Origin of the sequence: Methylotenera mobilis 13, from assembly GCF_000384255.1 — a bacterium.
GTDB lineage: Bacteria > Pseudomonadota > Gammaproteobacteria > Burkholderiales > Methylophilaceae > Methylotenera > Methylotenera mobilis_B.
On the sequence record NZ_KB913035.1, the window covers coordinates 662,205 to 685,500 of the forward strand.

The window sequence follows — 23,296 nt, forward strand, 5'->3', positions numbered from 1 at the left end:
TAAGATTAGTCATTATTAAGAGGAGGCGTATATGTTAATGATTCGCCTGATATTCGTTTTATTAGTGATTACCGCCATGGTGTTGCTAGGCTTGTATTTATTATCAAGCGACAAAAAGTATCTGCATTACTTCAAACAAACCATTAAATATACGTTCTTCTTGGTCATTGTCACCGCTGTATTCTTTGTGTTGCGTCGTATTCTTTATGTTTAGCCTATTCAAAAAACGATTAGACCTATTTCCATCGCGATATATTAGTAAGCTTTGCTTAGCCTTGTTGCTGTTATCAGGCAATGTTGCGGCAATGTCATACCAAGCGTTGTTTGAGCACGCACGTGAAGCCTATGCCAAAAGAAATGAACTAGCTTTGGCTGAAGATGTTAATCAGCTTAATGAACAGCAATATATATTGGCGCCTTATGCCGCCAATTGGCTAATGTTGCTTAGGTTAGATCAAGCTGATAATGCTGAAGTGCAAGCATTTCTTACGCAGTATGCTGATATGGCTTTTGTGGATCGTTTACGCGGTGAATGGCTTAAGAAACTAGGAAAGAAGCAAGAGTGGTCATTGTTTTTTGAGCATCACCAGAACTTTAAACGAGCTGATACTGCAGTTGAGTGTTATGCATTGTATGGAAAAAGTCAGCTTGAGCATCAAGATGTGGCTGCCCAAGTTAAAAAAATCTGGTTGAGCTCTGCAGACCTGCCAAGTAGTTGTACACCACTGTTTGACGCAATGCAGCAGGCTGGGGAGTTAGCTAATAGCGATATTTGGGCAAGATTAAGGCTAGCCTTGCATGATGGACAGTTGAATGTTGCTAAGAGCATTATTTCTCGCTTGCCATTATTTGATAAAAACAATATTGAACTGCTGGAAGTAGCAAAGCAAACGCCTAAGCTGTTACTTACTAATAAAACAGTGAATGTCAGAATTAACAACAAGAAAACTGTTTTAAAGACACCTTCGTTTAAGGCGCGAGATGACATAGAAGTTAATCTGTATGCGCTTGATGTGTTGGCGCGTAGCAATATCGACGATGCAGTCGCAGTCAATTTGCAACTTCAGCAGCAATGGTCAAAACCTGATGCGGCGTTTGCATGGGGCCGAATTGCTTATCATGCTGCACGTAAGCATCACCCTCAAGCGCTTGAGTATTATGCAAAAGCGCGTGAAGCTTCGTTAGATAAAGAGCAGCTGGCATGGATGACACGTGCAGCTATGCGCGCACATGATTGGGATGTGCTGTTAGAAGCAATTAGTAAGATGAGCGCTGAGCAGCAGCAGGAAGGTGCATGGCGTTATTGGAAGGGCCGCGCGCTAAAGGAAAAATCCATACTGGTTGAAGCCAATAAAATATTGGGCCCGCTATCTACTGAGCGGCATTATTATGGCTGGCTGGCGCTTGAGGAACTGGATAGCGTGATGAATAGCCCACAGTTGCAATATACCCCAAGCGAAATAGAAGTGACGGCCATCGCTAGCCAGCCTGCGATTAAGCGCGCATTTGAGTTGCAAAAACTGGATATGCGCTGGGAGGCTAAGGCTGAATGGGTATGGGCAACCCGTGATTTTGATGACAAGCAGCTACTTGCTGCGGCAGAGTATGCACAGCGTCAAAAATGGTACGATGTGGCAATCAGTACTGCAGATAATACTAAGCAGTTACATGACTTTAATTTACGTTATCCAACACCATATCGTGATTTATTTAGAGCAGCCGCTGTCAATGAGAACGTAGATGAAGCTTGGATTTATGGCTTAACTCGTCAAGAAAGCAGATTCATGCATTATGCAAAATCTGGTGTTGGTGCCTCTGGTTTAATGCAGTTGATGCCAGCGACTGCAAAATGGGCAGCTCAGCGTATGGGATTAAGTGATTACACCCATGACATGATTCACGATTTAAAGTTTAATGTTGGCATTGGTACTTACTACATGCGTTATACCTTAGAGGTGATGAATGGTCAGGCGGTGATGGCAACGGCGGCATATAATGCTGGGCCTAGTCGTGCACGGCGCTGGGTAGCTGACGAACCCTTAGAGGCAGCGATTTACGTAGAGACGATCCCTTTTGGTGAAACCAGAAGCTATGTACAGAAAGTGATGGCAAATGCGCAGATATACGCGCCAAGATTAGGCCTTCCAGTACAAAGTCTAAAGGCGAGAATGGGCACTGTTCCTGGACGGATCACGTCCGAAGTGATTTTGGCGGATGTGGAGTAATGGCTCTGTATATGTAGAGGCTCTGTCAATAATGAGTGAGCAGTTTAAATTGAATAATGTGAGTAGTAATTAATGATCAAGTCATTGCCATATCACCAAAGTTCGGTAGATAACTGGCGATGTTTTAGAGTGAAACAGAGAAGTCAGAAGGATTGTCATGCAATTAAAAAAAATATGTGTGTTGGGTGGTTCTGGGTTTGTTGGTAGTGCTATCGTTGCTAAGTTAGATGCTGCAGGATACCAAGTCACAGTGCTAACGCGCAGAAGAGAAACTGCCAAGCATCTATTTTTGTTACCTAATGTTAATGTGGTTGAGTGTGATGTACTGGATTACCACGCACTTAATGCCGTACTGAGAGGTGTTGATGCTGTGATTAATTTGATTGGTATTTTGCACCAAAGTCGTCGTTTAAGTTTTAATACTGTTCACCACCAATTGCCAGCGCAACTTGCAAAGATTTGTGCTGATTTAGGTATCAAACGCCTCATTCAGATGAGCAGTCTACGTGCGGATGAGAATGCCCCAAGTCAATATTTGCGCTCAAAAGCCGCTGGTGAAACTGCACTAAAAGCACTGCAAGATAAAATTAACATCACAATATTTAAGCCCTCCATTATTTTTGGGCGTGGTGATCAATTTACTAATCTTTTTGCGACATTGATTAAATTACTGCCAGTGGTGTTACTTGCAAAACCCAACGCTAAATTTCAGCCTATTTGGGTAGAAGATGTTGCCAGCTGTTTTGTGAATAGTTTAGAAAACAGCGATACTTATGGTCAAACCTATGAGTTGGCTGGACCTAAAGTGTACACATTCCGAGAGTTGTTGCAGCAGATCATGGTTGTGTTGGCAGTTAAACGCACGACTATTGGCTTAAACAATACGCTTTCATATTTGCAGGCATTGATAATGGAGTTTCTGCCGGTTAAGTTAATGTCGCGAGACAATATCAAGTCAATGGAAGTCGATAGCGTTAGTCAGCACCCACTACCTGCAATTTTGGCAGTAGAGCCAAGTGCATTAGAGGCGGTGTTGCCAGAATACTTGGTAGATCGCACAGCGCGTGGCGCTTATGATCGTTTCCGCAGCGTGGCAGCACGTTAACTTGGGCTGGTCACTTAGCTAAAGTAATGGTTAGTGTTATGCAAACCTACATTGTTGGTGGAGCAGTCCGTGATGAGTTGTTAGGCTATCCTATCAAAGATAAAGACTATGTCGTCGTTGGTAGCACGCCAGAGCAAATGGTGGCGGCAGGCTTTAGACCAGTAGGTAAAGATTTCCCCGTATTCTTACACCCTAAAACGCATGATGAATATGCACTTGCACGTACAGAGCGTAAAACTGCAAAGGGCTATAAAGGATTTGTCGTGCATGCGTCGCCAGAAATCACATTGGAGCAAGACCTAGCAAGACGTGATTTAACAGTGAATGCTATCGCAAAAAATGAGGTGGGGGAGTTTATAGATCCCTTCCACGGCATTAATGATATCAAGTCTAAAACACTACGTCACGTGAGTGATGCTTTCGTAGAAGATCCAGTACGTATCTTACGTATTGCGCGTTTTTCTGCGCGTTTAGCAGATTTTAATATAGCTCCAGAAACCTTAAGTTTAATGCAACAGATGGTAGATGCTGGTGAGGTTGATGCACTCGTAGCAGAGCGCGTATGGCAAGAGCTTGCCAAAGGCTTAATGGAGAAAAAACCTGCGCGCATGTTTGAAGTGCTACGGTCGTGTGGTGCATTAAAAAGGATTATTCCCGAGTTGGATAATCTTTGGGGTGTTCCACAGCCACCTCAACATCACCCTGAGGTGGATACAGGCGTTCATGTCATGATGGTGCTTGATTATGCGGCACAAAAAGCTTTTTCATTGTCTGTGCGCTTTGCTGCGTTAATGCACGACCTTGGCAAAGGAACTACCCCTAAAGAAATACTACCACGACATATTGGGCATGAAGAGCGTGGGGTGCACTTGGTGAAAGATGTATGTAAACGCTTACGGGTGCCTAATGACTGTAAAGAACTTGCAGTGATGGTGGCTAAATTTCACGGTAAGTTATATCAGTCATTAGACATGCGTCCTAGTACATTATTAGAGTTTTTAATCCAGCTAGATGCAATTAGACAGCCAGAAAGATTCAACGGGTTCTTACAAGCATGTGAGGCAGATTCACGTGGCAGAACTGGGTTGGAAAATTGCCCCACGCCAGCGGCAGATTTAATGCGTAAAGTGTTAGATGCTGCATTCACTATCGATGCAGGCGCTATCGCCAGTAAACAAAGTGATGTGGAAAAAATCAAGATTGCAATTTTTGAGGCAAGAGTCGAGGCGATTAAGCGTGTGCTTTAGGTAAGTATCCAGTTTGATCAATCATGTAGATGCGAAAGTGGAGTATATTTAAGTAGCTTTGGCTTTGAGGATTTAATTTCAAGATTGATTTTATATGCCAAGTGCATTCTGAATAAAGTATTTTGCTACATAGCCTACTAGGCCAAAAGTTAGGCCAAGAAATAGAACAAATGCACCAAACTTACCGGCCTTTGATTCCCAAGCTAAGTGACCAACAATAAATAACATCAGCAACATTAAACCACCTACACCAAACGTCATACCAAATTCGGTGATTTGTGCTTCAGTAAAACCAAAAATTGTACCTTCCAACTTTATCTCCAGTGTATCTAAGCTAAATATGATATTTCGTGAGATGAAAAATCAAAATATTTTGTAAGTAAGGCAGTGCATACAGCATCACCGCGCTGCAGTTTATTAAAACAGTATGTTTGTATGTCACTACAAAAGATTGCTTCTTGTGTTTATGGTTAAAAAGTTTCTGTGCTACATATGCACTAGGCCAGCTACCAATTAAGCTTAACCAGTGTAGTGTAGATTCTGGCGTCCGCCAAGCCTTCTTAATGGCGGATGTTTTATCTTGATAATAGTACAAAAAAAGTAATAAATTAGCGCCAAATAACATCAACGTAAAAGTAACGGGTAGCACTCCTTTGAGTGTTCTTTCAATGACTAATAAAAAAAATATCAAGATGAATGCTAAAAAAGCCGAACTTAATTTCGTCGGCTGTTCAATCTTGTTAACGTTTGCTGACTTGTTAAGGTAGGCCACATGAGTGGCACGGAATCTTCCTCTGCCATCTTTGATTAACTCGTAACTAATTTGCTCATTAACCTCGGGTCTTTTATTTAAAGGATGTATGTCTGAAATATGTAGGAACACATCTTTGCTATCACTTGTTGCACGAACAAATCCAAAACCCTTGTCGTCTTGCCATTTAATAATTTTTCCTTGATAACGCATTATTAAATGATGTTATAGAAGATTGGGGAGTTGTTGCTCAATAAATTCGGTAGGCTTGCGTTTGAAGCCACTTTTAGCATATTGGTTCCATCTGCCAATAATGTAGCAAATAATTAGATTTGCTTGCGCTTCTGCATCATTCTTATGGCCAGTCTGTGCTTCAGCAATGCGTAAACATTGTTTTAGTGTGACTTCAATGCGGTCGTAAAGTTGGTTGATACGCAATTGTAGCTTGTCATCTTCATTCACCAACGCATCACCAATCAGCACGCGTGTCATGCCAGAGTTTTTTTCTGCAAATACCATGAGCATGGTCACAATGCGTTGTATTTGTCTGAGGCCTTCAGGCTCCTCTGCGCTGATTTTATTAATCAGACCGAAAATAGTTTCTTCAATAAACAGAATCAAACCTTCAAACATTTGTGCTTTATTAGCAAAGTGGCGATAAAGTGCAGCCTCAGATACTTCTAATTTTGCGGCTAATGATGCTGTGGTGATTTTTTCTCTTTTTGGAGATTCCAGCATTTTTGCCAAAGTTTCTAAAATTTGTTGTTTACGTTCGCCTGCCATATGATTTTCCTAACAAATGATTTTTTAATTATATCTTAATGTGAGTAAGTGCTAACACTGACGGTAGTCGATAATCTACAAAATTTGGTTTATGTAGCTTTTTAGATATCCAAATTGTTTTCATCCCTAGGCGTTTGGCTGTCATGAGTGCTGGAAGACTATCTTCTAGCATGACACAGTCACTTGCTTTGGCGTTAATCGTTTTGAGTAAGCGTTGAAAACCACGTGCGGAAGGTTTTGCATGAAACTGTGTAGACTCAACACTAAAAACAATTTCAAACACATCTGCAATTCCTAGTAGCTCGAGTACTCTGATAGCGTAACTTCTTGGCGCGTTAGTGAAGACTAACTTACGGCCTGTGAGTGAATTTAACATGTGTTTGAGTCGTTTGGTCTGAATGACCATGTCGGGTAGCGTCGTTAAACGGTGCGTTTCATGTAAAAAATGATGTGGGTTTGTGCCGTGATGCCGCATTAACCCTTTGAGAGTGGCGCCATATATGCGCCAATAGTGCTGTCGTAATGCATGCGCGTCGGGCTCACTCAGTGATAGCTCATCCATGATGTACTGTGTCATGGCGCGGTTCATGACAGGAAAGATATGCGCACTGGCATTGTGCAGTGTGTCGTCTAGGTCAAAAATCCAGATTCTGCTCATGCTTGGCGTTAATCGATTATCTGAATCGGCACGGATTGCGTTGCGATGCCTTTCACCACGCATACTCAGGTTAAGTATTGCTTGAGATCATCTGTGCCTGATGTTTATTTTGCTTTAATTAGTGTGCCTACACCTTCGTCGGTTAATACTTCTAACAGTAAGGCATGCTCAACACGACCATCAATAATATGTACAGCTTTTACACCACTACGTGCTGCATCTAGTGCAGAGCTAATTTTAGGTAACATACCACCAGATAGCGTACCGTCTGCCACCATGTCGTCAATTTGCCTTGGGGTTAAGCCAGTGAGCAGCTCACCATTTTTATCTAGCACGCCAGGTGTATTCGTGAGCAGAATCAATTTCTCTGCATTGAGTATTTCTGCAAGTTTACCTGCAACTACGTCTGCATTGATGTTGTAAGTTTCGCCATCAACGCCTACACCGATAGGTGCTACTACTGGGATAAAGTCGCCAGTGTCTAAAAAATTAATGATGCTAGGGTCAATCGCTGAAATTTCGCCTACTTGTCCAATATCAATCATTTTGGTGGCGTCATCTTTATCTGCCATTAAGAGCTTGTGCGCGTGAATGAAATTACCATCCTGACCTGTTAAGCCCACCGCTTTCCCACCGTGGCGGTTGATTAAGTTCACAATTTCTTTATTTACTTGTCCACCAAGCACCATTTCAACAACATCCATGGTTTCTTCATCGGTGACGCGCATACCCTGGATAAACTCGCCTTTTTTGCCTAGTTTATCAAGCATTTCGTTAATTTGAGGACCGCCGCCATGCACGACGACAGGATTCATACCCACCAGTTTCAGCAGTACCACGTCTTTGGTAAAGCACTCTTTTAAGTGCTCATCTGTCATCGCGTTACCGCCGTATTTAATGACAATCGTTTTGTCGAAAAAACGTTTGATGTAAGGTAACGCTTCAGCCAGCGTCTTTGCTTTTTTTGCAGCAGTTGATTGGTTTAGCATGAGTTTTCCGTGAGCTTAAATTTGGGTCAATTTGGTTTCTGTCATTGTAACTAAATTTTGTTTACAATGTTTTGCTAAACACCTTAGATTTACGTTGATAGTTGTAAAGTTTTTGTTTCTCCGCCGGCAGTTTTTCAACGCCTTGTTCAGTGAAGCCTCGCTCTAAGAACCAGTGCTCGGTACGTGTAGTCAGGCAAAATAAACTTTTAAGCCCGAGTTGCTTGGCAACACTGGCGCAGTAATAAAACAATTTATCACCACGACCACCACCGCGGTATGCTGGGTCTATGGCTAGGCATGCGAATTCGGCGGTTTTTTCTGATTCAAATGGGTAAAGTGCTGCGCAACCAATAATACGATTGTCATGCTCCATGACGTGAAAATGGTCAATTTCCATTTCCAGCCGCTCACGGCCGCGACGCACTAAAATGCCATCGTTCTCAAGCGGTTCAATTAGTTTTAGGATGCCGCCAACATCATCAATGTTGGCTTGTCGCATACTCTCCAGGCTGAGTTCGGTGACCATGGTGCCGATACCATCCAGCGTGAATAATTCTTGGATAATCGCGCCATCAATATGGCGACTAATCATATGAGTTCTTGCGACGCCATGCTCACAGGCCCGCACTGCTGCCGGTAAATAATAGGTGACGTCCTCAGAGATGTTGATCGCTTGTTCAGTTTCGCGCACATTTCTTAATAAATTTTTAGCCTTCTCTGCCGTCATCTCACGTAATAACTCACCACGTAAGTTATGCACACCTTCTGAGTCCATCAAGAAAATAAGCTTGTCAGCATCTAGTGCAACCGCGGTGCTCACGGCCACATCCTCTAAACTTAAGTTAAATGCCTCGCCCGTAGGAGAGTAGCCAAGCGGTGATAGCAATACCATCTCGTTGTCATCTAAGCGTTTTTGAATGCCAATAGCATCCACTTTACGTACTTCACCCGTGTGTTGAAGGTCTACACCATCATGCACACCTAGTGGTTTTGCGGTGACAAAGTTGCCACTCGCCACGCGGATATCTGCACCAGCCATTGGTGAGTTGGCAATGCCCATCGATAATAAAGCTTCAATTTCTACACGAATTGCACCATTGGCTTCCTTTACTGCTTCCATCGCTGCATTATCCGTCACACGTAATCCATTGTGGAATAGTGGGGTAATACTGTCGCGCTTAAGTCGTTGCTCAATTTGCGGACGTGAGCCATGTACAAGCACTAATCTTACTTCTAGGCTGGCTAATAGGTTGAGGTCATGTGAGAGGGCGATAAATTGTTGCTCACTTACCACCTCACCACCAAATGCAATCACAAATGTCCTTCCACCAAAGGCATGGATGTATGGAGTGGCTGAGCGAAACCATTGCACAAAATCTTTAGCGCTGGTGCTATTAACTGATTCTACTTGTTTTGCTAAATGTGAGGGTGCATGCTCATTGACTTGATTCTTATTGGTTTCATTTTGTGCGAATGTGGCATCGCTCTCTGCGTAAAGATTCGCAGGAGTCGTTTCTAGCGCGACTGCGATTTTACGTAGCAATGATTCAGAAACACCGAGCTCACCACGTTCTATACGAGATAGATTGCCAGCATCTGCATCAGTTTTGAAGGCTAGTTGTTGTAGCGTTAAATTGAGTGATTTTCGTTTGCTACGAATGCATTGACCAAGTGACATGATTAGATACCAGTTTAATTTGTAATATTTACATTAATATAGATTAAAATTGTAATTAATACAAATTAAACGTGTCATTCGCGCATCTTTGATGTGTGAGTCGATTACATGTCGATATGATTAAGTATGCTTTTTAGCGCAAATGCGTTGCATCACTGCTGGCCTTGGTTCCTGCTCGTCTCCTTGTTCAAAACCAATAATGCTTAGCAGAGGTGTGTAAATGTTCAGTAACTCATCAGGCAATAAAAGAAAGTCGGGGTTGCTCGGTTTGCCGTGGCGTTCATTGCCGATCATGAATGTTTCGTAAATGAGTACACCGCTAGGGTTAAGTATATCCGCAAGTTTGGTAAGCAAAGGCCTATGCAGGTAGCGACTAACGATAATTCCATCGTAACTGTGGTTGAATTTTGGAAGTTCGCTAGTTTCAAGGTCAAGAATCAAAACGTTGATATTCTCGACATCTTTCATGCGTGAAGTTGCGATTGGGTCACGGTCAATTGCATCAACCATGTAACCTTGCCCTGCCAGCCAGATGGCATGACGTCCATTGCCACAGGCCAGATCTAGTATATGCCCCTTGCTTTTAATCTGTGGTGCATACTTGATTATCCATGGGGAGGGGTTTTCTAGCATATTGAGCCTTAAGTTATGTTGTGTCGCTTAATTGAGCTTTAAGTGTTACTTGCTGTCAGTCTGATGCAAATTAATAAATGATGGTGCAGTGAAGAGTATTTATCCGATAAACTCTAGTGGCAAAATTACAATCTACATCATGCTGAAGGTAAACAATGAACAAATTTTTGATGATTTTAGTGTTGGTCCTTATTTCAGGCAAAGCCTTTGCTGAGTGGACAATGATTCAAACAAATGATGACGGCAATATGTTGATTGATTTCGAGACGCTACAGAAAAACGAAAATTTAATCACAGTTTCAACCTTAAATGACTATTATGTGCAGCAGCCAAAAGGTGAAATGTCATCTGAATGGCGAGAGGTGCACGATTGTAAAAACAAGCAGTTCAAAGCACTCTCCATTAAATATTATGCTGAGAATATGGCAAAAGGCAGCATCTTGGCCACTTATCTCTTACCAGAAGCAGAAATCGCTTGGTCTGCTGTGGTGCCTTATAGCATTGGTGAGGTAAAAGCCAACGTAATATGCAGCCGCTAACGGTTGCAAGCAATTGTATTATCAATATTGATGGCTTGCTAGAAGTCACCCCATACTAATTGCATGGCAGCAATAGCCGTTAAAGCCGCAGTTTCTGTGCGTAAGATGCGGGGGCCAAGTACGATGGATTGAAACTGATGTGAGGTTGCAAGGTCGATTTCCTCTTGACTCAGGCCTCCCTCTGCACCAATCAGTAACTGTATCTCACCCGTTGGCTTTTGAATCTCAGTTAAACGCTTTGCGCCTATCGGATTAAGTAGGATGCGTGTAGTGCCGACGCTGGGATTTTGGCTAAACCAGTTTTCGAGTGATATAGGCGTCAACACCTTAGGCACATACGCGCGCCCAGATTGCTCACATGCCGAAATGGCAATGTTTTGCCAATGTTCGGTGCGTTTTTCTGCGCGCTCGGCAGAGAGTTTCACCACGCTACGCTTGCTGGTGATGGGTTGAATATTTTTTACGCCAAGCTCTACTGCTTTTTGAATGGTGAAATCCATTCTATCTCCGCTGGAAATCGCCTGTAATAACGTGATGTTAAGTGGGGATTCGTTATGCACTTCACTTGCATGCGTAATGATGGCCGTTACGCTATTTTTTTTCACGGTGGTCAGAGTGCAGTCGTAATTATGTCCGTCACCGTTAAACAAAATCGCATGATCCCCTTCAGTGAGGCGTAGTGCGCGTGTTGCGTGGACTGCAGCACTTTCTGAAAGTTGAACGGTTTCATTGAGTACCAAAGGCGAGTTGGTATAAAAGCGCAAATTAGCCATAAAGCGGGCGACTCCAAAAGTAAAACAAGATGTAAAACAAAAGTGATAATATAAACATTAACGTTGTCACAGTAATAAGTATAGCGAAATAAGGAGAATAAGATGGTCAGCTTAAATCCCCCCGTATGTAATTTTGGACAGCCTGCAGTGGATTTTAATTTATTAGGTGTAGACGGTAAGCGATACACGCTGGCAAATAGCGCAGGTGAAAATGGATTGTTAGTCATGTTTATCTGTAACCACTGCCCTTATGTGAAAGCAATCAAAACGCGCTTGGTTGATGATTGTCGCGAGCTGTTGAAGTACGGTATCAACACTATTGCGATTCAAAGTAATGATACCGAAAACTATCCTGAAGACTCTTACGAGCGCATGATGGAAGAAGCTAAATTGTTTCATTTTCCTTTTCCTTATGTGCTGGATGAAACGCAAGAAGTCGCTAAGGCGTATGGCGCAGTGTGTACGCCAGACTTTTTTGGGTTTAATGCCGATCTTGAGTTGCAATATCGTGGTCGATTTGATGCCGCAGGCCGTCGCCAATCTGATGAAAATCATCCGAGAGACCTGTTTAATGCGATGAAGTTGATTGCCGAAACTGGTGAAGGACCTAAAGAACAAATCCCAAGCATTGGCTGTAGTATTAAATGGTTCCCAGAGGAGTCTATTTAAACGCCAGTCATGAGTCATGATGTCGTGGATTATATTTCCCCAGAGACAGTATTCACGCTAGACGAGTTGTTTCATGAGCGGGTAAGTCGCTCACCTAACGGTATTGCCTACCGTTATTATGACGAGCAAGCTGGTAGATGGTGTGAGCTAACCTGGTTAGCGATGTTGCAAGAGGTGATTAACTGGCAGCAAGCTTTGATGCGCGAGAAACTTGCCGTAGGCGACCGCGTTGCGATTATGCTCAAAAATTGTCCTACTTGGGTTGTTTTTGATCAGGCTGCATTAGGATTAGGTTTAGTCACAGTTCCATTGTATGTGTCTGATAGACCGGAAAATGTCGCGTACGTGTTGCAAGACTCTGGGGCCAAATTGCTGCTGGTCAACAGCACGGATGATTGGCATCCAATTGATCAGTTAAACGTTGATTTTACTAGCCTTCAGCGTGTGGTGACCTATAAGTCCTTGTTAAATGACGATAATGACCAACGCATCATTGGTTTGGATAAATGGTTGCTGTCCTCAAGCTCCAATCAGTTCAAACATTTAGTGTCTAGTGCAGACGTGCTAGCAACGATAGTATATACCTCAGGTACAACGGGTAAGCCTAAAGGGGTGATGCTCACGCACGGCAATATTATGCAAAATGCATGGGGTTCATTGGGTGTTTTTACCGTTTACCCGCACGATGTTTTCCTTTCATTTTTACCGTTATCACATGCACTGGAGCGGATGGCTGGGTATTGTTTGCCCATCATGTCAGGCGCCAGCGTTGCGTTTGCAAGGTCGGTGCAACAGTTGCAGGAGGACTTAGCTAATGTTCGCCCTACTATTATTGTGACAGTCCCTCGGATTTTTGAGCGTATTCAGTTTGCATTGCGTGGCAAGTTGGAAAATGGCCCTGCTTATGCAAGGTGCTTGTTTGAGTGGGCCGTCAAAGTAGGATACAGCCGTTTTGAATATGAACAAGGGCGTCGTCGTTGGCATTGGCCACATTTGTTTTGGCCACTTTTAAAAACACTGGTGGCGAGTAAGTTGCAAGCACGTTTAGGTGGTCGGTTACGCTTGGCTGTTGCAGGCGGTGCGGCACTGTCAGCGGATAGTGCGCGAACTTTTATTGGTTTAGGTGTGCCGATTGTACAGGGGTATGGTCTTACTGAAACAAGCCCCGTGATTAGTGTGAACCATGCGGAGAGTAATCTGCCCAGTAGTGTTGGGCATACTCTGCAAGGGGTACAAGTTCGGTTAGGCGAGTTTGATGGCTTGGAAGTGCGTGGTCCCAATGTCATGCAAGGATATTGGAATAATCAAGCAGCCAATGAAGCGATATTCACAGACGATGGATGGCTAAAAACAGGAGATGTTGCCAAGATTGATGAGACAGGCCGCATCACGATAACTGGGCGCATCAAAGAAATTATTGTGCTTTCGAATGGTGAAAAAGTACCGCCCGCCGATATTGAAGCGGCAATCTTGAGGGATCCTTTATTTGAGCAAGTAATGTTGGTTGGTGAAGGTAAACCGTATTTAGGGTTGTTTGCTGTGGTAAACCGCGAGCAATGGCAGGTCATAGCGAACGAGCATCATTTGCCTAGTGCATGGCCGGACACGCTAAATCATCGCCAAGCAAATATTTTTGCGCTTAAGCGTGTGGCCGCACAAATGAAAGCTTTTCCTGGTTATGTAAAAGTTAGAAAAATTGCCTTGCTGCACGAAGCGTGGACAGTGGAAAATGGTTTGCTAACACCAACCTTGAAAATTAAGCGTCATCTTATTTTGCGACAGCATCAAGTGCAGTATGCACAATTATATGAGCGCTTTAAGTTAGCATAAGTGTTTTTAAGTTTTATAGCTAAGTGTTGTTCTGAGTGGCAGGGCTGACTTAAAGTTGATTTTACAAAATAAAGGATTGATTGTGACGCATGCAGTGACTGAAAATAGAAAATTACGCTGGGGTATCTTAGGTGCAGCACGTGTTAATGAGCGCCTGCTCCCAGCCATAGTTGAGGCATCTAATGCGCAACTTGTTGCGATTGCTAGTCGCCGTGAAGGTGCTGCAAAGGCTACTTTAGAAAAATATGCTCCATGCCATGTGAGCGCCGTACAATGTTATGACGATATGGATGCGCTGATTGCAGATACCAATGTAGAAGCCATTTACTGCCCAATGGCCAATCATGAGCATGCTGAATGGGCGCTGAAGGCAATTAATGCGGGTAAGCATGTGCTCATTGAAAAGCCGATGGCGCTTACTGTCGCTGATATTGAAAAAATTGAACAAGCTGCGCTAAAAAACAATGTAAAAGTGATGGAGGGCTTTATGTATCGCTTTCATCCGCAACATACGCGTATTCAAGAGATTGTTGCATCGGGCCTGATTGGTGATGTGCTATCCGCACGCGCTAGTTATTCATTTTTAATGCGCCCAGCGCGTATGTACCGTATTGCCAGCGGTGTAGCACAGGGCGGCGGCGCAATGTGGGATATCGGTCCGTATGCAATCCATTCTTTGCGTTGGGTAATGGGTTTAGGCGTTGGTATAAATAGTGCGAAGCCTGCAGAGCCAAAGTCAGTGATGGCACATGCGAAATTAAATGAGGCCGGGGCGGATATCGTTACTAGCGGTGTATTGGATTTTGGCCAAGATGCAGAAGGTCGTGCGTTATTTGGTCATTTTGATGTGAGTTTTGAACGTTCGCGTAAGTCTGAGTATGAAGTGATCGGCACTAAAGGCTGGGTGAAATGCCACGCTGCATGGGTGTTCCAGAATGATGTGCCTGTTATTTCATGGGCAACAGAAGATGGAAAATATGCAGAAGAACGCTTCGCACCAAGTAACCACTTCAATCTAGAAATTGAACACTTCAGTAATTGTGTATTGAACAATCAGCCAACCCATTTAACTTTTGCTGATGCTAAAGCGAATTGTCAGGCGATAGAGGCTGTGCTGCAGTCTGTTGCTAGTCAGCATTTGGTTAAAATGGGCTAAAATTTAGCGCTTTTTTGCAGTCGGTATTTGAAAGTGGGGCTTTGTTGAAAGTCACCACTTTTCTTACGTTGTACTTGCCGAAAAGCGCTATCTAAGCAATAATTTAGCTTTCACGTAAAAGCAGTTAAATTTACTGTATTTTTGAAAACTTCAATTAAGGTTTATGAGGTTTTGCGCAAAACGCTATCTTTATAAGTCCTCAAGTATTAATCATTAGGGAGAAAACAATGGCAACACGTAAAGACCTAGCTAATGCAATTCGTGCGTTATCTATGGATGCAGTGCAAAAAGCTAACTCAGGCCACCCAGGTGCGCCTATGGGTATGGCTGAAATCGCAGAGGTATTGTGGAATCACCACTTGCGTCACAATCCAACAAATCCAAACTGGGCTGATCGTGACCGCTTTGTGCTCTCTAACGGCCATGGCTCAATGTTGATCTACTCATTGTTGCATCTAACAGGCTACGACTTGCCTATGGATGAAATCAAAACATTCCGTCAATTGCATTCAAAATGTGCTGGTCACCCAGAATACAGCTATGCACCAGGCATTGAAACAACAACAGGTCCATTAGGTCAAGGTATCACCAACGCGGTTGGTTTTGCAATGGCTGAGAAATTATTGGCTAACCAATTCAACAAGCCAGGTCACGACATCGTTGACCACTACACATACTGCTTCTTAGGTGACGGCTGTATGATGGAAGGCGTGTCACACGAAGCTTGTGCTTTAGCTGGTACATGGGGCTTAGGTAAATTGGTTGCTTTCTGGGATGACAATGGCATCTCTATCGATGGTCACATCGAAGGCTGGTACACAGACGACACAGTTAAACGCTTTGAAGCTTATGGCTGGCACGTTCAATCAGTAGATGGTCACGATTCTGACGCTATCGACGCAGCGGTTAAAGCGGCTAAAGCAGTGACAGACAAACCATCATTGATTTGCTGTAAAACCATCATCGGCATGGGTTCACCAAACAAATCTGGTTCACATGACTGCCACGGTTCTGCATTAGGTTTAGAAGAAGTTGCTGCGACTCGCGCTAATATCGGCTGGCCACATGAGCCATTTGTGATTCCTGCTGACGTTTACGCTGGATGGGATCAAAAAGCGAAAGGCGCTTCAACAGAAGCAGCTTGGAACGAAAAATTTGCTGCATACGCTGCTGCATTCCCAGCTGAAGCTGCAGAGTTCAAACGCCGTATGGCAGGTGACTTGCCAGCTAACTGGAAAGAAGCAACTGATGCGTTCATCACTGCAACTAACGAAAAAGCAGAAGGTGTTGCAACTCGTAAAGCTTCACAAAATGCGATTACTGCACTAGCACCAGTATTGCCAGAGTTCTTAGGTGGTTCTGCTGACTTAACAGGTTCTAACCTGACAGCGGCTCCAAGCTTCAAACACGTATCTGGTAAAGAGCCAGGTAACTACATCTCTTACGGTGTTCGTGAGTTCGGTATGTTTGCAATCATGAACGGTATGGCATTGCACGGTGGTCTATTACCATTCGGCGGTACATTCCATATGTTCTCAGACTACGCTAAGAGCGCATTACGTATGGCTGCATTGATGAAACAACGTACGATCGCTGTTTTATCACATGACTCTATCGGTCAAGGTGAAGATGGTCCTACTCACCAACCAATCGAAAATACATCAGGTTTACGTTACATCCCTAACATGGATGTATGGCGTCCAGGTAGTTCAACAGAAACTGCTGTTGCTTGGGTAGCAGCTGTTGAGCGTAAAAATGGTCCAACAAGCTTAGTATTAAGCCGTCAAAACGTGGCTGGCATCAAGCATGATGCAGCACAGTTAGACTTAATCCGTAAGGGTGCTTATGTGTTCTCTGATGTGGCTGGTAAAGCAGACGCGATCATCATCGCAAACGGTTCAGAGTTAGAGTTGGCTATTAAAGCTGCTGCTGAATTGAATGCTGCTGGTACTAAAGTACGTGTAGTTTCAATGCCATCAACAAACGTATTTGACCGTCAAGACAAAGCATACAAAGACAGCGTATTAACTCCAGGTGTTAAACGTGTAGCGGTTGAAGCCGCTCACTCAGACTTCTGGCGTAAATATGTAGGTCTTGAAGGCGCTGTTGTTGGTATCGACACATTCGGTGAATCTGCACCTGGTGGTGTATTAATGAAGCATTTTGGCTTTACAGTTGAAAACGTAGTTGCAACTGTTAAATCGGTGCTTTAATTCGCTAGTGTGACCAAGCGGTATCAGTTTTTAAGTTTGGTCAGTTAGTATTAAAAAGGCACCTCAATATTGGGGTGCCTTAATTTTTTATAGCGCTAGTTTTTATAGCGGATGTCTAGCTTTAAGTGGTAGATGAATTTAAGCTATGTATGCTTTAACTGGCTTGCAGTTAATTGAAAATATTTAGGAATTATCATGGCAATTCGAGTGGCAATTAATGGTTATGGTCGTATTGGACGTATGGTGTTGCGTGCAGTGTATGAATTAGGTCGCAAAGACATTGAAATTATTGCAATTAATAGCGCAGGCTGTGATGCCGAAAGCAATGCGCACTTAACGCGTTACGACAGTGCACACGGCAGATTTCCATTTGATGTAGGTGTCGATGGCGATGCCATGATTATCAATAGCCAGAAAATTAAAACATTTTCAACACGTAATCCAGCTGAACTGCCATGGCGTGACTTAGGTATTGATGTTGTACTAGAGTGTACAGGTGCCTTCAATAGTAAAGCTAAAGCACAAGTGCATATCGATGCAGGTGCAAAAAAAGTGTTGTTATCAGCACCAGGCGATAAAGATGTTGATGCAACTGTAGTATATGGCGTCAACCATGATGTCATTAAAGCAAGTCATACCGTAGTATCTAACGCATCATGTACAACCAATGGTCTTGCCCCAATGGTCAAGCCTTTGAATGACAAAATTGGTATCGTCAACGGATTGATGAATACGATACACTCATATACGAACGATCAAGTGTTAACTGATTCACATCATTCAGATATGCGTCGTGCACGCTCTGCTACTACTTCGCTAATTCCAACGAAAACAGGTGCAGCAGCAGCGGTAGGATTGGTATTGCCAGAGTTGAACGGTAAATTGGATGGTTTTGCGATTCGCGTACCTACCATCAATGTGTCAATTGTTGATTTGACGTTTACACCATCACGTCCAACGACAAAAGAAGAAATCAACCATATTATGCACGAAGCGGCTAACAGCGGCGCGCTTAAAGGTATTTTGTCCTACAACGAAGCACCGTTGGTGTCTATTGATTATAACCACACCAATTTCTCATCAAACTTTGATGCCACTTTAACTAAGGTAACTAAAGATGGCATGTTGGTTAAAGTCTGTGCATGGTACGACAACGAGTGGGGTTTTAGTTGCCGTATGCTAGATAACGTCACCGCTATGATGGCTGCTAAATAAGGAGGTTTGTCATGAATGTAATCAAAATGACAGATCTGGATTTAAACGGTAAGCGTGTATTAATCCGTGCAGACCTTAATGTACCTGTGGCTGATGGGAAAGTGACTTCAGATGCACGTATTACCGCTTCAATGGCGACGATTGAATTTGCCATTAAAGCAGGCGCTAAAGTGATGGTGACTTCTCATCTAGGACGTCCTGAAGAAGGTGTTTATTCAGAAGAAAACTCATTGCAGCCAGTGGTGGATGTTATCTCAGCTAAGCTGGCAAAGCCGGTACGACTAATCAAAGATTGGGTTGATGGTGGCTTTGAAGTGGCAGCGGGTGAGTTAGTTGTATTAGAAAACTGTCGCTTTAACAAAGGCGAAAAGAAAAGTAATGATGAGCTGTCACAAAAATATGCACAGTTATGTGATATTTTTGTGATGGATGCTTTTGGTACTGCACATCGTGCAGAAGCAAGTACACATGGTGTTGCAAAGTTTGCACAAGTAGCAGCAGCGGGCATCTTGTTAGTGAATGAGCTAGAAGCTTTGACTAAAGCCTTGCTGAATCCAGCGCGTCCAATGGTGGCGATTGTTGGTGGTAGCAAAGTGTCAACTAAGCTGACCGTGTTGGAGAGTTTGTCCGAAAAAGTGGATCAAATGGTGGTGGGCGGAGGTATAGCTAATACCTTCTTAAAAGCTTCTGGTTTTGAAGTGGGTAAATCATTGTGTGAAGATGATTTAGTGCCTGTGGCACGCACCTTAATGGACAAAATGTCCCAAAGAGGCGCAGCAGTGCCAGTTGCGGTTGATGTAGTCTGTGCTAAGAAATTTGATGCAAATGAGCCAGCCATCAAGAAGGACGTGGCTGATGTGGCCGCAGATGATATGATTTTTGATATTGGCGCGAAATCTGCTAATGAATTAGTAGAGATCATTAAAAATGCAGGGACTGTGGTTTGGAATGGCCCAGTGGGTGTGTTTGAGTTTGATCAGTTTGGCGAAGGTACTAAAACAATTGCTAATGCCATTGCAAATACAAAAGCATTTACTTTAGCGGGTGGGGGCGACACGATTGCTGCTATTCAAAAATACGGTATTGAAAGTAAAGTAGATTATATTTCAACAGCAGGTGGTGCCTTTTTAGAGTTTTTAGAAGGCAAAAAATTACCAGCGGTTGAGATTTTGGAATTACGTGCTAAAAGTTAACTAGCCCGAACCTTTAGTATTAAATGCATGACTTTAAAAATGGGGCTATCAGCCCCATTTTTATTTTGAGTTTGTTATTTTTAGAGAAATTAAGGTAAAAGTTTGACATTACGTAAAACAAAAATTGTGGCAACACTAGGCCCATCCTCCACTAGCGAGGAGATGCTTGCCCGAATGATTACCGCAGGCGTTAATGTTGTACGATTGAACTTTTCACACGGTAGTGCAGAAGATCACATTAAGCGTGCAGAAATTGTGCGTAATATTGCAATCAAACTGGGGCGCCCTGTTGGTGTGTTGTGTGACTTGCAAGGGCCTAAAATTCGAATTGGTAAATTCGAGCTTGGTAAAATCACGTTAAAAACAGGCGATATCTTTATTTTGGATGCTGATTGTGAACTAGGTAATCAATACCATGTTGGACTAGATTACAAAACACTCCCGCAAGAAGTGTCAGAAAATGCCATATTGTTGCTAGATGATGGCCGCATTACTATGCAGGTGGATAGAATCAAAGGTAATCAAATCCATTGTGTCGTATTGAGCGGCGGTGTTTTGTCCAATAATAAGGGCATTAATCGTCAGGGTGGAGGCCTATCCGCAGAGGCTTTGACTAAAAAAGATAGGGAAGATATTAAAACAGCGGTTGCATTAGAGGCAGATTACATTGCCATCTCATTTCCTAAGTCTGCGCTAGATGTAGAGCTTGCAAGAACCTTAGTGCGGAAGGCTGGGGGCACGGCAAGCATTATTGCAAAAATTGAGCGCGCAGAAGCAATTAATGATTTAGAAGCGATTATAGATGCGTCTGACGCGATTATGGTGGCACGAGGGGACTTGGGTGTTGAAGTAGGCGATGCCGCGGTGCCTGGTTTGCAAAAACGGATGATTCGGATGGCACGTGCACAAAATAAACTAGTGATCACAGCGACGCAAATGATGGAGTCTATGATTACTAGTCCCATCCCGACACGTGCAGAAGTTTCAGATGTCGCAAATGCAGTATTAGATGGTACAGATGCAGTAATGTTGTCAGCAGAGACTGCCGCTGGACAATATCCTTTAGAAACAGTAGAAGCTGTGCATCGTGTAGCAATTGAAGCTGAGAAAGAATATTTTAGTCAGCATCATGCGCAAAAGCTTGATCAAGTGTTTATTAAAACGGATGAGGCTGTTGCTGCCGCTGCCATTTACACAGCTCAGCACTTAAAAGTGAAAGCAATTGCAGCACTGACGCAATCTGGTAATGCTGCACAATGGCTATCACGTGCGGATGCAGAGGTGCCAATTTATGCATTATCACCTGATAAGCTAGCACGCAGAAAGCTTACATTGCACCGCGGAGTCTATCCATATCCGATTGAGCAAGCCGATAAGAATAGAGATGAAATCATTGCAGAGATGGAGCAAGTACTACTCAGGCAGCGCGTTGTGGCTGAGGGTGACTTGGTGTTGTTAACTTTTGGTGAGCCTATCGGGCATCCTGGCGGCACCAACACATTGAAAATCATTAAAATTGGTGAGCATCGAAAACATTAAATCTGGACATCTCACTTAATCAGTATGCTGATCAGTAAGTATCTATATTAACTGGCTTTCCAGCGGATTTGGCTAGTTTATATCAATATTTTTACGGTCAATTGGTCTTTTTAGAATTCATCAAAATTAAAGTACGTTTATAATACGTACTTAGCTCAACTTACTCATTAATATAGTCATCATCACACATGAATAATCCATTATTAGAAACCAGCATTAAAAGTCTAAAACGTATTCACCAAGGTAAAGTCCGTGATATTTATGACATTGATGCTAATACCATGTTGCTGGTGAGTACGGATAGGCTCTCTGCATTTGATGTGATTTTACCTACAGGCATTGCCAACAAAGGTGCAATGCTCACGCAGATGGCCAACTTTTGGTTTGATAAGTTGCAGAATGTGGTACCTAACCATTTAACTGGAATCACCCCTGCGAGTGTGGTGAGTGATCCTGCGGAAAAAGCACAATTAGCTAATCGTTCAGTCGTGGTTAAAAAGCTAAAAGCATTACCGATAGAGGCCATTGTGCGTGGATATTTAGTGGGAAGCGGCTGGAAAGAATATAAAGCGAAAGGCACGGTGTGTGATATCCCATTGCCAGCTGGTTTACAAGAGGCATCGAAATTGCCCGCACCATTATTTACACCGTCTAGTAAGGCAGCAGTGGGTGAGCATGATGAAAATATCAGTTTGGCGCAGTGTGCTGAGCTCATTGGTGCTGACATGGCTGAGCAAGTAGCAAAAGCTGCGATAGCGCTTTATACGCAAGCAGCTGAATACGCACTTACACGCGGTATTATTATTGCGGACACTAAGTTTGAGTTTGGTTTGGATGAAAATGGTGTGTTACATGTGATGGATGAAGTACTAACACCCGACTCGTCACGTTTTTGGCCTGCTGAGAGCTATGTCGTGGGTAAAAACCCACCAAGCTACGACAAGCAGTATGTGCGTGATTGGTTGGAAGCCAGTGGTTGGAATAAAACACCGCCTGCACCAGCCTTGCCAGCAGATGTTGCCAGCAAAACAAGCGAAAAATACATGGAGGCCTTTGAGCGACTAACTGGGCAGCCATTAACGCTTGAGTAAGCGCTTAATGAAACGATTGTTGTATTAGGCTGCTGTGCTAAATAAACTCAAGTCATTGGCTAGGCAACTCAAAAAAGAGCTTGCAGTCTATCGATTAGTCTTAAAACACCCACAAACACCTTGGCTGGCTAAATGCCTGTTGTGGCTGGCTGTGGGTTATTTATTGCTACCGTTTGATCTTATTCCTGACTTTATTCCAATATTAGGTCAGTTAGATGAGGTGATTATTATCCCAGCGTTGCTTTACTGTGCATTGTTGTTGATTCCTAAATCTGTGATTCAAGATTGCCACGAGCAAGTGCAACAAGCTGACGTATCAGGAAATAGTTAGGCATCCTACACTTTGTTACGACTTTTTTCTGTGCGTTCTTTGTGGGCTTGCTATAATTGCGCCTCAAAATTCATTAGTAGTATTTATATTTAGGAATAGACCATGTCATTAAACCAAGTGCCAACCGGTAAAGATGTCCCTAACGATTTCAATGTAATTATTGAGATTCCAATGCAGGGTGACCCAGTAAAATATGAAGTAGATAAAGAAAGCGGCGCAATCTTTGTTGACCGCTTTATGGGTACTGCAATGCAATACCCAACCAACTACGGCTATGTGCCACACACATTATCTGATGATGGCGACCCTGTTGATGTGTTGGTGATGACACCTGTGCCATTGATTCCTGGCGTGGTTGTGCGTTGCCGTCCTTTAGGTGTGTTGCTGATGGAAGATGAAGCAGGCCTTGATGCAAAAGTATTAGCGGTGCCTGTTGATAAAGTGTGTGGTTTATATGGTCATTTGAAAGCACATACTGATGTATCAGAATGGCGCTTGAACATGATTGCCCACTTCTTTGAGCATTACAAAGATTTAGATAAAGGCAAATGGGTTAAGATTAATGGCTGGGGCGATATCGAAGCAGCTAAAAAAGAAATCTTACAAAGTGTAGAGAATTACAATAACGCACAAGTTAAACCAGCGTTCTAAGTAAATTACAGAAGCACACTGGTCGGA

Annotated in this window: 23 protein-coding genes; 15 read left to right on the plus strand and 8 right to left on the minus strand. The window is 43.2% G+C overall.

Features of this window, described 5'->3' with window-relative positions:
• Positions 1–31: 31 nt before the first annotated feature.
• The 4 genes from A391_RS0103215 (at position 32) to A391_RS0103230 (ending at position 4,577) form a co-directional block, all read left to right on the plus strand.
• Positions 32–214: a hypothetical protein gene (locus tag A391_RS0103215; protein ID WP_019897288.1), complete on the plus strand. Its 183-nt coding sequence runs from the start codon at positions 32–34 to the stop codon at positions 212–214.
• A gap of 61 nt (positions 215–275) precedes the next feature.
• Positions 276–2,225: a lytic transglycosylase domain-containing protein gene (locus A391_RS0103220; protein WP_232416132.1), complete on the plus strand. Its 1,950-nt coding sequence runs from the start codon at positions 276–278 to the stop codon at positions 2,223–2,225.
• 157 nt (positions 2,226–2,382) lie between these two features.
• Complete coding sequence (locus tag A391_RS0103225; RefSeq protein WP_019897291.1) at positions 2,383–3,330, plus strand: complex I NDUFA9 subunit family protein; 948 nt, start codon at positions 2,383–2,385, stop codon at positions 3,328–3,330.
• Between the two features lie 38 nt (positions 3,331–3,368).
• On the plus strand, positions 3,369–4,577 hold the full coding sequence (locus tag A391_RS0103230; RefSeq protein WP_029143960.1) for a multifunctional CCA addition/repair protein: 1,209 nt from the start codon (positions 3,369–3,371) through the stop codon (positions 4,575–4,577).
• Positions 4,578–4,667: 90 nt separating this feature from the next.
• Here the strand turns inward: A391_RS0103230 and A391_RS0103235 are convergent, their stop codons facing one another.
• The 7 genes from A391_RS0103235 to A391_RS0103265 form a co-directional block, all read right to left on the minus strand.
• A complete protein-coding gene (locus A391_RS0103235) occupies positions 4,668–4,889 on the minus strand; it encodes a DUF2788 domain-containing protein (RefSeq protein ID WP_019897293.1) in 222 nt (73 codons plus the stop codon).
• Between the two features lie 22 nt (positions 4,890–4,911).
• On the minus strand, positions 4,912–5,541 hold the full coding sequence (locus tag A391_RS13670; RefSeq protein ID WP_019897295.1) for a DUF1294 domain-containing protein: 630 nt from the start codon (positions 5,539–5,541) through the stop codon (positions 4,912–4,914).
• Between the two features lie 12 nt (positions 5,542–5,553).
• Positions 5,554–6,111: a nucleoid occlusion factor SlmA gene (gene slmA, locus A391_RS0103245; protein WP_019897297.1), complete on the minus strand. Its 558-nt coding sequence runs from the start codon at positions 6,109–6,111 to the stop codon at positions 5,554–5,556.
• Positions 6,112–6,139: 28 nt separating this feature from the next.
• Entirely contained in the window at positions 6,140–6,769 is a 630-nt protein-coding gene (locus tag A391_RS0103250) for a pyrimidine 5'-nucleotidase (protein ID WP_029143961.1), read from the minus strand.
• A gap of 104 nt (positions 6,770–6,873) precedes the next feature.
• The gene (argB, locus tag A391_RS0103255; RefSeq protein WP_019897300.1) at positions 6,874–7,758 is read right to left on the minus strand and encodes an acetylglutamate kinase; all 885 of its coding nucleotides are present in this window, start codon (positions 7,756–7,758) and stop codon (positions 6,874–6,876) included.
• A gap of 61 nt (positions 7,759–7,819) precedes the next feature.
• The gene (gene argA, locus A391_RS0103260; protein WP_019897301.1) at positions 7,820–9,436 is read right to left on the minus strand and encodes an amino-acid N-acetyltransferase; all 1,617 of its coding nucleotides are present in this window, start codon (positions 9,434–9,436) and stop codon (positions 7,820–7,822) included.
• 120 nt (positions 9,437–9,556) lie between these two features.
• Positions 9,557–10,069, minus strand: a complete 513-nt coding sequence (locus tag A391_RS0103265) for a class I SAM-dependent methyltransferase (protein ID WP_019897303.1) — start codon at positions 10,067–10,069, stop codon at positions 9,557–9,559.
• Positions 10,070–10,224: 155 nt separating this feature from the next.
• On the opposite strand from A391_RS0103265, the gene A391_RS0103270 reads away from it, so the two are divergent.
• A complete protein-coding gene (locus A391_RS0103270; protein ID WP_019897305.1) occupies positions 10,225–10,608 on the plus strand; it encodes a surface-adhesin E family protein in 384 nt (127 codons plus the stop codon).
• Between the two features lie 38 nt (positions 10,609–10,646).
• Here A391_RS0103270 and A391_RS0103275 read toward each other — a convergent pair whose 3' ends face one another.
• Positions 10,647–11,381 carry a 16S rRNA (uracil(1498)-N(3))-methyltransferase gene (locus tag A391_RS0103275; protein ID WP_019897306.1) on the minus strand — a complete coding sequence of 245 codons (735 nt, stop codon included), beginning with the start codon at positions 11,379–11,381 and terminating at the stop codon, positions 10,647–10,649.
• Positions 11,382–11,483: 102 nt separating this feature from the next.
• On the opposite strand from A391_RS0103275, the gene A391_RS0103280 reads away from it, so the two are divergent.
• From A391_RS0103280 to ppa, 10 genes are all read left to right on the plus strand, one after another.
• A complete protein-coding gene (locus tag A391_RS0103280; RefSeq protein WP_019897308.1) occupies positions 11,484–12,050 on the plus strand; it encodes a thioredoxin family protein in 567 nt (188 codons plus the stop codon).
• A 9-nt stretch (positions 12,051–12,059) separates the two neighbouring features.
• A complete protein-coding gene (locus A391_RS0103285) occupies positions 12,060–13,880 on the plus strand; it encodes an AMP-dependent synthetase/ligase (protein ID WP_019897309.1) in 1,821 nt (606 codons plus the stop codon).
• 55 nt (positions 13,881–13,935) lie between these two features.
• The gene (locus A391_RS0103290; RefSeq protein WP_019897310.1) at positions 13,936–15,036 is read left to right on the plus strand and encodes a Gfo/Idh/MocA family protein; all 1,101 of its coding nucleotides are present in this window, start codon (positions 13,936–13,938) and stop codon (positions 15,034–15,036) included.
• A 227-nt stretch (positions 15,037–15,263) separates the two neighbouring features.
• Positions 15,264–17,249: a transketolase gene (gene tkt / locus A391_RS0103295; RefSeq protein WP_019897311.1), complete on the plus strand. Its 1,986-nt coding sequence runs from the start codon at positions 15,264–15,266 to the stop codon at positions 17,247–17,249.
• A gap of 195 nt (positions 17,250–17,444) precedes the next feature.
• Positions 17,445–18,464: a type I glyceraldehyde-3-phosphate dehydrogenase gene (gene gap, locus A391_RS0103300; protein WP_019897312.1), complete on the plus strand. Its 1,020-nt coding sequence runs from the start codon at positions 17,445–17,447 to the stop codon at positions 18,462–18,464.
• Positions 18,465–18,475: 11 nt separating this feature from the next.
• Positions 18,476–19,657, plus strand: a complete 1,182-nt coding sequence (locus tag A391_RS0103305) for a phosphoglycerate kinase (RefSeq protein ID WP_019897313.1) — start codon at positions 18,476–18,478, stop codon at positions 19,655–19,657.
• 102 nt (positions 19,658–19,759) lie between these two features.
• The gene (gene pyk, locus A391_RS0103310) at positions 19,760–21,196 is read left to right on the plus strand and encodes a pyruvate kinase (protein ID WP_019897314.1); all 1,437 of its coding nucleotides are present in this window, start codon (positions 19,760–19,762) and stop codon (positions 21,194–21,196) included.
• Positions 21,197–21,384: 188 nt separating this feature from the next.
• Positions 21,385–22,287, plus strand: a complete 903-nt coding sequence (locus tag A391_RS0103315; RefSeq protein WP_019897318.1) for a phosphoribosylaminoimidazolesuccinocarboxamide synthase — start codon at positions 21,385–21,387, stop codon at positions 22,285–22,287.
• Between the two features lie 34 nt (positions 22,288–22,321).
• Positions 22,322–22,618: a YkvA family protein gene (locus A391_RS0103320; RefSeq protein WP_019897320.1), complete on the plus strand. Its 297-nt coding sequence runs from the start codon at positions 22,322–22,324 to the stop codon at positions 22,616–22,618.
• A gap of 102 nt (positions 22,619–22,720) precedes the next feature.
• Positions 22,721–23,269, plus strand: a complete 549-nt coding sequence (gene ppa / locus A391_RS0103325; RefSeq protein ID WP_019897322.1) for an inorganic diphosphatase — start codon at positions 22,721–22,723, stop codon at positions 23,267–23,269.
• Positions 23,270–23,296: the final 27 nt, after the last annotated feature.

Bases quoted from the DNA above. Each gene is read 5' to 3' on its own strand.
- A391_RS0103215 (WP_019897288.1), top strand. From the start codon at position 32: ATGTTAATGATTCGCCTGATATTCGTTTTATTAGTGATTACCGCCATG.
- A391_RS0103225 (WP_019897291.1), top strand. From the start codon at position 2,383: ATGCAATTAAAAAAAATATGTGTGTTGGGTGGTTCTGGGTTTGTTGGT.
- A391_RS0103230 (WP_029143960.1), top strand. From the start codon at position 3,369: ATGCAAACCTACATTGTTGGTGGAGCAGTCCGTGATGAGTTGTTAGGC.
- A391_RS13670 (WP_019897295.1), bottom strand. From the start codon at position 5,541: ATGCGTTATCAAGGAAAAATTATTAAATGGCAAGACGACAAGGGTTTT.
- slmA (WP_019897297.1), bottom strand. From the start codon at position 6,111: ATGGCAGGCGAACGTAAACAACAAATTTTAGAAACTTTGGCAAAAATG.
- A391_RS0103250 (WP_029143961.1), bottom strand. From the start codon at position 6,769: ATGAGCAGAATCTGGATTTTTGACCTAGACGACACACTGCACAATGCC.
- argB (WP_019897300.1), bottom strand. From the start codon at position 7,758: ATGCTAAACCAATCAACTGCTGCAAAAAAAGCAAAGACGCTGGCTGAA.
- argA (WP_019897301.1), bottom strand. From the start codon at position 9,436: ATGTCACTTGGTCAATGCATTCGTAGCAAACGAAAATCACTCAATTTA.
- A391_RS0103265 (WP_019897303.1), bottom strand. From the start codon at position 10,069: ATGCTAGAAAACCCCTCCCCATGGATAATCAAGTATGCACCACAGATT.
- A391_RS0103270 (WP_019897305.1), top strand. From the start codon at position 10,225: ATGAACAAATTTTTGATGATTTTAGTGTTGGTCCTTATTTCAGGCAAA.
- A391_RS0103275 (WP_019897306.1), bottom strand. From the start codon at position 11,381: ATGGCTAATTTGCGCTTTTATACCAACTCGCCTTTGGTACTCAATGAA.
- A391_RS0103280 (WP_019897308.1), top strand. From the start codon at position 11,484: ATGGTCAGCTTAAATCCCCCCGTATGTAATTTTGGACAGCCTGCAGTG.
- A391_RS0103285 (WP_019897309.1), top strand. From the start codon at position 12,060: ATGAGTCATGATGTCGTGGATTATATTTCCCCAGAGACAGTATTCACG.
- tkt (WP_019897311.1), top strand. From the start codon at position 15,264: ATGGCAACACGTAAAGACCTAGCTAATGCAATTCGTGCGTTATCTATG.
- gap (WP_019897312.1), top strand. From the start codon at position 17,445: ATGGCAATTCGAGTGGCAATTAATGGTTATGGTCGTATTGGACGTATG.
- A391_RS0103305 (WP_019897313.1), top strand. From the start codon at position 18,476: ATGAATGTAATCAAAATGACAGATCTGGATTTAAACGGTAAGCGTGTA.
- A391_RS0103315 (WP_019897318.1), top strand. From the start codon at position 21,385: ATGAATAATCCATTATTAGAAACCAGCATTAAAAGTCTAAAACGTATT.
- ppa (WP_019897322.1), top strand. From the start codon at position 22,721: ATGTCATTAAACCAAGTGCCAACCGGTAAAGATGTCCCTAACGATTTC.